Origin of the sequence: Synoicihabitans lomoniglobus (genome assembly GCF_029023725.1) — a bacterium.
Lineage (GTDB): Bacteria > Verrucomicrobiota > Verrucomicrobiia > Opitutales > Opitutaceae > Actomonas > Actomonas lomonigloba.
Map to the genome: position 1 here is coordinate 2,726,549 of NZ_CP119075.1, position 12,288 is coordinate 2,738,836.

Genomic DNA, 12,288 nt, shown 5'->3' on the forward strand with positions numbered 1-12,288 from the left:
TTGCGCGCTCTTCCGAGTGACGAATTTCTGATCTATGCCGACGCTGGCACCGCCTTCGTCGCCTCGCCCGAATCTCTCTTCCCCTTATGTCGGGAACGTAATGGCTTGCTGATGTTTCAGGTCCATGGCTACAAAAACGTAACCTACGTCAAGCGCGACTGCTTTGTGCTCATGGACTGCGATATGCCTCACTACTGGCAGGCAGAGCAGGTTAATGCAGCCTTCCTCGTCCTCCAGCGCACCCCGACCGCGCTCGCATTCATCGCTGAATGGATCGCCTGGGCCGACAGTCACGAACTCATCACAGATGCGCCAAACCGATTCGGTGAGCCAAACCTCCCAGACTTCCTCGCGCACCGTCACGACCAATCGATTCTTTCGCTTTTGGCCGAGAAGCACAGAATCCCGCGCTCGCCAGATCCCAGCCAATGGGGTGAACCACATCGGCATCAGTCCGACGGTAAATTCGTGCCATACCCAACGATATTCAGACACCACCGTCAGCGAACGCTCTTCCTCCGGGAACGCCTTCGCATATGGCTAGGTGCCCGACGTCATGCACTATTCGGCGAAAAAAAGAAGACCTCGGTTTCTTGATCCAACAATGGTGGCTAGCGCTAATCAGCGCATGCTTCGGTAGCAATAAGCAAGTGCACACTACCAAGAGCAGCTCAAGCCGTCGTCGAATCCTCATCGTGACACCGAGCCTCGTCATCGCAATTCACCGACAAGCTTGGCGGCTCGTCCTGCCACCAGCATGACCGCTGCTCCCCTTGTCAGCATACTGATTCCTGCCTTCAACGCTGGGCCTTGGATCAATGCTTCCGTCGGATCGGCGATCGAGCAGAGTCATGAGCGTTGTGAAATCATTGTCGTCGACGATGGCTCATCGGATGAGACGTTGGCACGCGGACAAAAAATTGCATCTCGATTCCCGGACCGGGTTAAGGTGATGAGTCAAATAAATGCCGGAGCCGCCGCCGCCCGCAACCACGCCCTGCGCTTGGCCCGGGGCGAATATATCCAATATCTGGATGCGGATGACCTGCTCTCCCGCGACAAGATCAAACTGCAATTGGAAATATTGGCCCGGTCCCCGGCGCACGCGTTGGCGACGTGTCGGTGGGGGCGTTTTCACGATTCCCCTGCCGACGCTCGGTTTGTCGACGACGAGGTCTTCCGAGATTTCGAGCCCATTGAATGGATCATCGCCCACGCCGCTCATCTAAAAATGATTCACCCAGCGGCCTGGCTCGTGCCGAGAGAGGTCGCTGAACGCGCCGGTGAATGGGACGAATCGCTCACGTTGAATGATGACGGGGAATATTTCGCGCGAGTGACTTTGGCATCGGCCGGACTACGCTTCACCACCGACCCCGCTGCGGCTAGTTACTATCGATCGGGCCTATCTGGCAGTCTCAGCGATCGCAAATCCCTCACCGCGTTGCAGTCGCTCCATCATACCGGGGAACTCCTCCAATCGCATCTCTTCGCCGCCAGTGATCGCCCCGAAACCCGCCAAGCTATGGCGGATCATTGGCAACACTTATGCTATGAGCTTTACCCCGACGCACCTATCCTATCGCGGGATGCCGCCAAACGTTCCCATGCCTTGGGCGGATCGACTGTGTCCCCGCCATTGGGCGGTCGCCAAAAGCTGGTGGCCCGACTCTTCGGTTGGCGGGCTGCGCGTCGGTGGGCCTCCATCATCCGACGATGAGTAAACGGATATCGATCCTCACTTCGGGACCACTGTGCCGCAACCCACGCGTCCTCAAAGAAGCGCGTTCTCTGTCATCTGCGGGCTACACCGTCACCGTGCTGGCGATCGCTCACGATCCCCATTTCGAAGCGCGCGACGCAGCCATTTTGGAGAAAGCTCGCTTTCATAAAATCGTGCTGGATCGCATGGGGAGCAACATCCCGGTCCGTATCGTCTATTTTTTCGAACGTTTGCTGACTTGGATCCTGCTACGCGGGGCGATCGCTCACCCCGCGCGACTGGGACCGTATCACGCCTTGCTGCGACTGGCACGTCGACATACAGGCGACTTGATTATCGCTCACACGGAATTGCCGTTGATTGTCGCCGCCCAGTTGAATCGCGAAGGACGTAGGGTGGCGGCGGACTTGGAAGATTGGCACAGTCAGGACTTGCTCTCCGACGCCCGTCTGTTCCGTCCGCTACAACTACTGACCCAAACCGAGCGCACGCTGCTAACGACGGCGAGTTATGTCACCACTACCTCGCAAGCGATGGCCGAGGCCTTGGCGGCTCATTACGGCACCCCTCCCCCCAAAGTAGTTTACAACGCGTTTCCATTGTCCGGAACACCCGCTCCGCTCCCTCGCCAACAATCGCCATCATTCGTTTGGCTATCCCAGACAATTGGACCCGGGCGAGGGCTCGAACAATTTTTAGCCGCGTGGAATCTCACGACTCAAAACTCGCAAGTTTGTCTCGTTGGTCAGGTCGACGAGTCATTTCGAGAATCGCTTCTGAGTCTGCTCGATGCTTCCCACCGATTACGTTTGCACTTTCAGCCTACTCTCCCGCCCAGCGAATTACCTCTTCTTTTCACCACTCACGATTTCGGTCTCGCCCTCGAACCAGATACCCCGGCGAACAAAAATCTCACCGTGAGTAATAAAATCTTCCACTACCTCGATGCTGGGCTGGCGATCGTGGCGACACCGACCGCCGGGCAACGAGAAGTTTTTGATCAAGTTCCTTGCGCTGCGCTACTCGACGACCTGTCGGACCCGAAGCGATTAGCGACTCAATTGGATGCCGTGCTGCAGGATCACAAGCTGCTGCGCCAAATGGGAACAGCTTCCCGTCAAGCAGCCGAAACGATGTTCAATTGGAATCAAAGCGAAACTGTATTGCTCGCGGCGGTCGCGACTGCGTTGAACGCATGAGCCTTCCACTCGTCACGCTGCAAATCAGCCTGGCTCCATCCGACTTCCGACATGCCAGGTATTTGTTGCCGCATCAGATCTCCACTTGGCGCGGGCAGGTGGACGAGATTTTGCTGACAATCGACCTGCATCGGAGTGCCGGCCGATTCGCGATCGATTGGGAAGTCGGCCGTGACCGCATCCTCGAACTCGCGCACTCCATCGCCGATGCCCGCATTGTGACTGTCGACTACGAGGAAAGTGCCGAACAAAAAGTCGCCGAGACGTTCTTAGGCGGGAAGACTCCGGTGCCTCGCAAGGATTTTCGCGGCGGCCCCTACTACGCCTACCTCTTTGGGCTCTCCGAGGCGCGCCACGATCATGTGTTGCATCTCGATTCGGACTTGCTTTTCGGTGGGCACTCGCCGCATTGGATGAAAGAAGCCTTGGCCGATCAAGCCGCCGATGAACGCGTGCTTATCAGTGCGCCTCTACCAGGTCCGCCTGCGCCCGACGGTGCGCTTCACTCCCAAGTCACGTCACCCGTGCCCAACCGACCGAACACTCATGATTTCGATTTCATGAGCACGCGTTTGTTTATGTTATCTAAAACGCGTTTTCGAGACACAATCCGAGCTCTGGAGCCGCGTCGCCCTCCGGTATGGAGGGATTCGATCAAGGCCATGGTTGAGGGCAATCCAGCAGAGGATCTACCCGAGCACCTGTTTACCTCGGCCATGCGAAAGCACGGTCTCGTGCGACGCGAATTCCTCGGAACCGGAAAAGGAATGTGGCACCTACACCCGCCCTATCGATGCCGCGACTTTTACGATAAACTTCCCGACTTGATTGCGCGCTGTAAGTCTGGAGACATTCCCTATGATCAGCGCGGAGACCATGACATCAACGATTCACTCGTGGATTGGACCGAAGCGAGAACGGCACTCGCGCACAATCGATGGTGGCGACGACTGGCGAAGCGACTCTGAACGCACGGTTTAGGCGCATGGCACCTCGTCAATAAGAAATTTGTGCGACATGAAGGTTCGGCGATCGTCGGCCTCTAACTGTAATCTCGGTCTAAATCCACTTGGCGTGCCAAAACGGACATCCCAACGAATCAAGGACTCCAGCTCACCATGAGTTCATCTGCTCGCCCGCTACGGCTTTTGTTCGTGGCTCCTCATTTTCCGCCGACGAACGCGCCGGATGGCCAGCGGTTGCGAATCTTGCTGCCCGAGTTTGTGACCGCTGGCTGTGAATGCACGGTGCTTTCGGCACGGCCGGAGGATTGTTTAGCCCCAGTCGAAAACGAACTGATGGAATCGTTACCGACCGAGGGTTGGACGCACCACCAAATCGCGGCTCGCGCAGCCAAATGGGGGGTGCGCAACATCGGTTTGCGGATCAAATCGCACCTCGGTCGCCACGCCGAGGAATTGCTCAAAAAACAGCAGTTCGATGTCGTGTATTTCTCTACTACGCAATTTGCCTGCCTGCCGTTGGCGCTCGATTGGTTGGATCGATTTGGACTCCCTTACGTGATCGATCTTCAGGACCCGTGGGTGAACGATTATTACGAACGCCCAGGTGCGCCGCCGCCACCCGGCGGATGGAAACACCGTTTTGCGCGCTGGGCTGCGCAAAGACAGGAACCGCGCGTGTTACGGCGGTGTTCTCATCTCGTCAGTGTGTCCGCCGACTACGTGACCACCCTCTCGCGACGGTATGCTTGGTTCAAACCGGAGCACGGCACCGTGATTCCGTTCGGGTGGTCCGTTCGCGATCAACTTATTGCACGCGCCAAACCGGTCGCGCAAAGTAGTAAACCTGTTATCAGATACATCGGGCGAGTTGGTGATGATATGGCCGCACTATTGGATAAATTGTTTGCCCACGTGGCTATTTGGAAAAACCACCGTGCCAGCGACCTACCCCTTCCGACGTGGGAATTCATCGGCACCAGCTACGCAGGCACCAGCGGCGGTGGAGTCGTGCAAGCCGCCGCCGCACGGCATGGCTTGTCGGCCCATGTCAGCGAGCAACCGGAGCGGATCGGATACTTCGACGGATTGGCTCGGTTGCAGTCCGCATGGGCCAATCTGGTCCTAGGTTCCGATGATCTCGGATATTCGCCCTCGAAGACATGGCCATTGCTCGCGACTGGTAGACCGTGGCTCGCGATGACGCATTCTCAAAGCGTGATTCACAACCTGCTTCCTCGTGATTCCAGCGGCGGGTGTGTTTTGAGCGATCATCGGAATCCCGGCGCGGCTCTGGGAGCGTTTCTCGATTGTATTTGTCGCGAATACCCTTCGCAAACTACTCTGCCAGCATGCTTGACCGGTTTGGCGAGCACCCAACTGGCAAAGAGTCATTTGGAAATCTTCAACCGTGTGACGATCCAACGCCCATGAATCAATGAGCCCACGAGATTCGTCCACTGCTGCAGTTAATGACCACTCCGAAGAGCTGGCGTCCAGAGTGGCCTCCTATCGTCTGTATCGATTCGGAGCGGGACTACTCACAGCAGCTATTTTCGCAATTTGGCTCGCCCACCCCGAACGCGATGTCACGCAAATTGCCTTGGGGTCTGCGATGCTGGTGTTGGCCGTGCTACCAGCCTTAATGTGGGCAAAACACATGAGGCTCTGGTTTCCTGTTTTCGAGATCTTCATGCTCACCGGCGTCGCGTTTTACGTTCTACCCTTCACCGGCTCTCAATCTGACTTAGTCGGATTCGACCCGGCGGTTTTGAACAAGTCGGCATTCACGGTCGTTGCTTTCCAAATCGCTGCGATTTTCGCATTCAACACCACCCGGATGCGTTTCCGTCCTAGTCGCTCGTGGACGCGCCCCCTTTTGCCGGAGAGCGCGATGAAATTGTCTGCAATCGGCATCTGGCTAAACACGGCCTACATTGGCATTTCGCAATTCACCGTGTTGATACCCTACGAGTTAGCCGCCCCTCTTCGCGCCGTGTTCTTCGGCTGCGGAACTATCTCGGTTTTTATTCAATGTCGGTATTGGGGACAACAACGCCTATCAGGTTACGCTCGGCTCGGATTGATCGCCAACATCTTTGCCCAGTCTGCGATGTTAGCCTCTCAGCTTTACCTAATTAATGTTATTTCTATTTTAGGGCTGTCGTTCATCGCCTATACCACCACGAGTCGAAAGATTCCACTACTGGCAATCGCCATTTCGATTCCCTTTCTCGGATTGTTACACAGCGGGAAATCAGAAATGCGAAAAATTTATTGGGGCGGCGATTCAAAACGTGCCCCTGAACTAACTGACCTCTATTCATTCTATCAGGAATGGTTTGCTCTGGGCATTTCAGGGCACGGCGAAAACAGTTCCGAGAATGATACTGATGCAAGTTTGATCCAACGTGCCTCTTTATTCCAAATCATTGCCGTCACTGTGGATCGTGTTCCGGACAAACTTCCGTTTCTTTCAGGAGAAAGCTACAAAGACGTTCCGGCGTTGTTTGTGCCACGCTATTTCTGGCCGGGAAAACCCACCGCACTTGAAGCAAACGTCCGTCTTTCCCTGTATTTCGGGTTGGTGGCGGAATATTCCGCCGATTCCGTTTCCATCGCATTCGGCATGTTGGCGGAAGCATATGCAAATTTTGGATTCATAGGTATCCTGGGTCTTGGCGCATTGATGGGGACGCTTTTCAAACGCGTGTGCGTCGCGGCGGAGGGAGTAGATCTCCTGTCTCCGCTCGGTATATTCGTCATCCTATTGACCGCATGGAGTCTCCAAGTTGAAATGGTCGCGGCCACGTGGTTGTCGTCACTGTTTCAAGCCACTGTCGTCATGGTGCTCGGGCCCATGTTTGGCCTCAGATTGATCGGTCGATGAGTAGCACCCGCCTCGATAGTTTTAGTGAGCGCAGCACGGTCAAAAAAACTCGACTGGCCATCGTGCTGTCTCACCCGGTCCAGTATTATGCTCCATGGTTTGCCCAGATCTCGAGGCTCCCATCGATCGCTCTGAGGGTATTTTACTTATTCAATCCCGACGACAAGCAACAAAACGATCCGGGATTCGGTCATGCCGTGAGTTGGGATGTGGACTTACTCTCGGGCTACGACCATGAGTTCGTGCCCAACACCGCCGCCCATCCTTCACCCAATGCCTTCAAGGGTCTACGCAATCCGGGTTTGCCCGCTCGTTTGGACGCATTCGACGCGGATGCTGTGTTACTTTTCGGTTATGCCTTCACCACGCACGCGGGATTGATTCTGCGCCGTAAACTTCGACGTTTGCGACCACCGCTTCTATTTCGCGGCGACTCCCATCTACTTGGCGGACCTCCCCCGCGACGACTCAAAACGTGGTTGCTGAGATTCGTGTTCTCGGGTGTTGATGCCGTGTTGGCCGTAGGTAAATCCAATGCCGCCTATTTCCGGTATTTCGGCGTTCCGTCTCAGAAACTTTTTTTTGCCCCCCACGCCGTCGATACGCCACATTTCACCGCCACCAACGAACGTTGCGCCTCCGCCCTCCACCAACGCAAGGAGATGGGCATCGACCCCGAAGATCATGTGATTCTTTTCGCCGGGAAATTCACCGCCAAGAAACGACCCGACATGCTCCTCTCGGCATTCGTGCAAGCTGCACCACAAAGAACTCATTTGGTTCTCGCCGGAAACGGACATCTCGAACCATCGCTGCGCGCCACGGCCGGAGATCATCCGAGGGTTCATTTTCTCCCTTTCGCCAATCAGCAACTCATGCCCACGCGCTACTTGTTGGGAGACGTTTTCGCCCTGCCTTCCGCCGGACGCTATGAAACATGGGGACTGGCCGTGAACGAAGCCATGCATCTGGGACGGCCCGCCATCGTGAGCGATGTCGTAGGCTGTCAAACTGATCTGGTAACAAACAAAGACACCGGCTGGGTCTTTCCAGCTAGTGATCTCGAAGCGCTACGCAATATTGTTGGTGAAATCGACGGCATGTCCAAAAGCGAACTCGTCGCACTCGGCCAAAATGCGCGAAGTCGGGCAGCCGCCTACAACTACGAAAACGCGACCACCGGTCTGCTCTCCGCCCTTAAATTCGTCAGCACGGTATGAAAATTACTATTGTTAGCGGATTTTTCCTGCCCATACCGCCCTTGGCTGGGGGAGCCACCGAGAAGACGTGGTATCGTCTCGCCCAAGTCTTCGCCGCACGTGGCCACGAGATAACCATTGTCTCAAGAACATGGGAGGGATTGCCCGATAACTCTGTCTCCGGAGGGATCAGGCACCTTCGACTGACCGGCTACGATCACAGTCCGAATCTACGAAAGAATCTCTGGCTTGATTTGAAATGGAGCCTCCGCGTTTATCGCCACTTGCCCAAGGCTGATATCGTGGTGGTGAATTCAGTCGCGCTGCCGGTATGGCTGGGAACTATACGCCGCTCTACTGGCAAAGTCGTGATTATGACCGGACGCGTCCCCAAAGGGCAGTATCGTTGGTATCGTAAGATATCCATGGTGTTGGCGGCCAGCACTCACATCCGCTCCGCTGTAATCGCAGAAAATCCTCGCTTGACCAAAGTAACCGACGTCTGGGGCTACCCGATCGATTGGCAACTGATGTCCGCCCAGAGTTCCCCTTACGCAACGACTGACCTGAACCATTCGCGTGAAGTTACCATCGGCTACATTGGCCGTATCCATCGGGAAAAAGGTATTACTGTCTTGAGCGAGGCGGTGTCGCTCCTATGCAAACGGGACGGACTTCCGCCTTGGAATGTGCTGGTGTGTGGCCCCACAGAAATTTCCCGAGGAGGATCCGGCGATGCGTATGCGAATGAAATAAAGACGAGCATGACCGAGTCGATCGGACCATCCCGAGTTCGATGGATGCCGCCGCAATTCGATGGCGCTAAACTCGCCGCCGTGTATCAATCATTGGACGTGTTTTGCCTGCCCAGTCTATCCGAGAACGGAGAGACCTTCGGAGTGGCTGCGGTCGAAGCGATGGCTGCGGGGGCAGCGACCGTCGTTTCCCAACTCTCATGCTTTCAAGATTTCGCCGAAAACAACCGCACCGCGCTCGTATTCGATCACCGTTCCATTCGTGCCGCAGAGGATCTGGCCGCTGCGTTAGAACGACTAATCCGGGATCCTGAACTCAGGCAACGCGTGGCCCGAGAGAGTCAAAACGAGGTCGCACGTTTCGATTTTCAAACCTACGCAGATTCTCTGCTACAGAATTTTGATCGCCTCATCTCGAGCGATTGAAGCCATAGAGCCAATCCATATTCGTTTTGTCTAACGCACCTCCCTTTCTCGGACAAAATTGCGCGACCCCTTATCCCAAGCGGGAAATCCTACTTCGCATTGCCTGGTCCATCGTCCAAGCGACCCTGTTTCGCTGGAGTCCGCGCCCATGGCACCGTTGGCGGGCCCTCTTGCTGCGATGTTTTGGTGCCGAGATTCCCCGCATCGATCAAGTGGTGATATTTCCAACCGTGAAGACCATATTCCCGTGGCGGTTGCACCTCGAACCTCGAACCATGGTCGGCCACGAAGTGACTTTGTATAATCTGGCAACCATTCGTTTGGGATATGGAGCTAACATCAGTCAACGATCCTACCTGTGTGCCGGTTCTCACGATTTTGAGCAGTGGTCGATGCCGCTCGTAACGAAACAGATTGAAATCGCCTCCAATGTCTGGGTGGCGGCAGATGTTTTTGTCGGTCCCGGAGTTTCAATCGGGGAACTCGCCGTAATCGGCGCTCGATCCGTTGTGATTAAGAACATTCCCGCACGCATGGTATGTGCGGGAAATCCATGCCGCCCGCTTCGGCCGCGCGAAGTCCCTCGCGGTTAGCCTATGCGCATCGCTCACATCGTCGCCAGCCTTGCCTCACGCCACGGGGGACCGAGTCGTTCGGTGCGAGAACTTGCGCGCGCTCAGGCTCGTCTGGACCACGAGGTCGAAATCCTCGTAACCGGCGCGGCCCCCTCCACGGAAGAGAATGAGAACGTCACCGTGCGCACATTTCACAGAGATATTCCGCAATTTGCCTGTCCGTCCCGGCAGATGAGCAGGTTCCTCCACCATTCCGACTACGAGGTGGTGCACGCTCATGGCGTGTGGTTGCGACCGCTGCACTATGCCCATCATTTCTCGCGCACCCATGCCGTTCCATTGGTGCTGGCGCCTCGCGGGATGATGACGCCTTGGGCATGGTCACATCACCGCCGACGCAAGCAAGTAGCCCGAGTGTTGATCCACCCAGGAGCCCTTGAGGCCGTGACCGGATGGCACACGACCAGCGAAGCCGAAACACTTGAAATAAAAGCATTGGGGTTTCAGCAGCCAAGTTGCCTGGCCTCCAATGGTGTGGCCTTGCCCACCGCCAATCAACGAGAGGAGAGCAAGGCCTATTGGACCCCAAAAGCCGCTTCACTGCAGGGCAGACGTGTCGCGCTGTTTTATTCACGATTCCATCGAAAAAAGCGCGTATTGGAGCTCATCAATTTGTGGTGCCAGGCACCACGCCCAGGCTGGGCTCTTCTCATCGTGGGTATCGACGACGAATACACCATCGACACCGTTCGAGATCACGTCACGTCACAGCAAAAACCAGACGATTTCATCATGGTCTGCAATGGGGACGGCGCGCCGCCTCCATTCGGCGTCGCCGACCTGTTTTTGCTGCCTTCGCATTCGGAAAACTTCGGACTCGTAGTGGCGGAAAGTTTGGCGCACGCCGTCCCGGTCCTCGTAACCGATGGCACCCCTTGGCAAGACGTTCACGTCCATGCGGCGGGTTGGTGCGTGGGTTGGGCCGAGTTCGCAGGCACGTTAAAGTCGGCCTTAGCCTTGACCACCGATGAACTCCGCAACGCGGGAGAACGCGGCCAAGCCTGGGTGACACAAGCATTCACTTGGAAGAAACCGGCGGCTCGGTTGATCGAGTTTTATCAAGAACTGATAACCAGCCATCGAGATTTGAAATGAACGAATCCCCGGAACTCCGGCACCGCCACAGCGGATTGCTGAGCTTGCTCACGTTTTGGCACGTGGCGATTTTCGTGGTCACGACTTCGTGGATGTTCGGCGGAAAAATCGACTGGGCCAAGGTTCCGCTTTCGCTATGGGGAACGTTGAGTCTGGGACTCACCATCGCCGGTTTCATGAGTCGCCGAAACCAAGGACAGCCATTGATCCGACCACTACTGTGGTTGCTTCCGGCGCTGCTGCTGGGTCTCCAAATTGTGACGAGCGCGTTCAACCTCAATTTCCGCGTGGTCCCGCTTTTCGACAGTTTGGTCTACCGTCCTGTCGCCCCGCTCACCTGGCTGCCCAGTGGGGCCAAACCTGTCGAGGCGCTGTCGGAACTCTGGCTGCTATTCGGTCTGTATTTGAGTGGATTCACTCTGGCGCTAAACGTATCCAGCATACGGTTACTTCAGCGCCTGATGCTGGTGCTCGCCATGAACACCACCGTCTTGGCGGTATTCGGCACGCTACAGGAACTAGTCCACGCGGACATGTTTTTCGGCTGGGTGAAATCGCCGAACCCCACGTTTTTTGGCACGTTTGTATATCACAACCACTGGGGCCCCTTCGCTTTGATGGGTATCATGATGTGGTTTGCTCTCGTGCCCAGTCTCGCGGGACGAGACGCTGGGCGAGGATTCTACCACTCGCCGGCGGTGGGGGCGTTAGTGGCCGCGTTGTTGATCGCCGTAACGATCCCCATGACCACGTCCCGTTCGGGCACGATGATGCTGGGCGTGATCTTACTCGGCATCACTGTAGTGGAGAGCCGGCGAGTGATTACCCGCACGCGACGCCGCGGCGGCAGCGCCCGCGCCAAAGTCGCGGGGTTGTGCCTCGCAACGGTGTTGGTTGCGGGCGCGGTCTACTACATGGGCGGGAAAACCATTCGTGCCCGAATAGCGGATACGCGATCTCAGCTCGCGGCCATGAAAACGCAAGGATCAATCGGTGAACGGGCCACCATCTACACCACGTCCCTGGAAATCTGGCGGGACAAACCGTGGTTCGGCTGGGGGCTCGAATCGTGGGAACTGCTCCATCGTCGCCGCACTCCGCTCACGGACCGCGGCGATGGCATTCCCATCTACTATCGGGAGGCGCATTCGGACTGGCTGTGCGCCCTCGCCGAAACTGGAGGCGTAGGAACACTACTTTTACTCGCGATGGGCATCGTTCCGTTATGGAGTATGAGACGCCAACTCAAAGGCTCGGCATTCTCTTTGCATCTGTTGGCCGTCAATCTGTTGATTGCGCTCTATGCATGGGTGGAATTCCCTTTGGCCAATCCGGCCGTGGTATTGACCTACTGGGTAGTCCTCTTCACTGCCGTGCGTCACGCCCGCCTTTCCGCGCACTAAA

The 12,288-nt window shown here is 56.3% G+C and carries 10 protein-coding genes; all 10 read left to right on the plus strand.

Going from position 1 to position 12,288, the window contains the following annotated elements; translation table 11 throughout:
- The 10 genes from PXH66_RS10780 to PXH66_RS10825 all read left to right on the plus strand — a co-directional run bounded on the left by PXH66_RS10780 (nucleotide 1) and on the right by PXH66_RS10825 (nucleotide 12,287).
- Complete coding sequence (locus PXH66_RS10780) at nucleotides 1-597, plus strand: hypothetical protein (protein WP_330932360.1); 597 nt, start codon at nucleotides 1-3, stop codon at nucleotides 595-597.
- 160 nt (nucleotides 598-757) lie between these two features.
- On the plus strand, nucleotides 758-1,720 hold the full coding sequence (locus PXH66_RS10785; protein ID WP_330928089.1) for a glycosyltransferase family A protein: 963 nt from the start codon (nucleotides 758-760) through the stop codon (nucleotides 1,718-1,720).
- Nucleotides 1,717-2,922, plus strand: coding sequence for a glycosyltransferase (locus PXH66_RS10790; protein ID WP_330928088.1), 1,206 nt, complete (start codon nucleotides 1,717-1,719; stop codon nucleotides 2,920-2,922). The genes PXH66_RS10785 and PXH66_RS10790 overlap by 4 nt, the downstream gene beginning before the upstream one ends.
- Nucleotides 2,919-3,890, plus strand: coding sequence for a hypothetical protein (locus tag PXH66_RS10795; RefSeq protein WP_330928087.1), 972 nt, complete (start codon nucleotides 2,919-2,921; stop codon nucleotides 3,888-3,890). The genes PXH66_RS10790 and PXH66_RS10795 overlap by 4 nt, the downstream gene beginning before the upstream one ends.
- 150 nt (nucleotides 3,891-4,040) lie before the next feature.
- The gene (locus PXH66_RS10800) at nucleotides 4,041-5,318 is read left to right on the plus strand and encodes a glycosyltransferase (protein WP_330928086.1); all 1,278 of its coding nucleotides are present in this window, start codon (nucleotides 4,041-4,043) and stop codon (nucleotides 5,316-5,318) included.
- Between the two features lie 67 nt (nucleotides 5,319-5,385).
- A complete protein-coding gene (locus PXH66_RS10805; RefSeq protein ID WP_330932361.1) occupies nucleotides 5,386-6,774 on the plus strand; it encodes a hypothetical protein in 1,389 nt (462 codons plus the stop codon).
- Complete coding sequence (locus PXH66_RS10810) at nucleotides 6,771-7,994, plus strand: glycosyltransferase family 4 protein (RefSeq protein WP_330928084.1); 1,224 nt, start codon at nucleotides 6,771-6,773, stop codon at nucleotides 7,992-7,994. The genes PXH66_RS10805 and PXH66_RS10810 overlap by 4 nt, the downstream gene beginning before the upstream one ends.
- On the plus strand, nucleotides 7,991-9,154 hold the full coding sequence (locus tag PXH66_RS10815; protein WP_330928083.1) for a glycosyltransferase family 4 protein: 1,164 nt from the start codon (nucleotides 7,991-7,993) through the stop codon (nucleotides 9,152-9,154). Before PXH66_RS10810 ends, PXH66_RS10815 begins: the two co-directional genes overlap by 4 nt.
- A gap of 596 nt (nucleotides 9,155-9,750) precedes the next feature.
- Nucleotides 9,751-10,884, plus strand: coding sequence for a glycosyltransferase (locus PXH66_RS10820; RefSeq protein ID WP_330928082.1), 1,134 nt, complete (start codon nucleotides 9,751-9,753; stop codon nucleotides 10,882-10,884).
- Nucleotides 10,881-12,287, plus strand: a complete 1,407-nt coding sequence (locus tag PXH66_RS10825) for an O-antigen ligase family protein (protein ID WP_330928081.1) — start codon at nucleotides 10,881-10,883, stop codon at nucleotides 12,285-12,287. Before PXH66_RS10820 ends, PXH66_RS10825 begins: the two co-directional genes overlap by 4 nt.
- The last annotated feature ends 1 nt before the right edge of the window (nucleotide 12,288 follow it).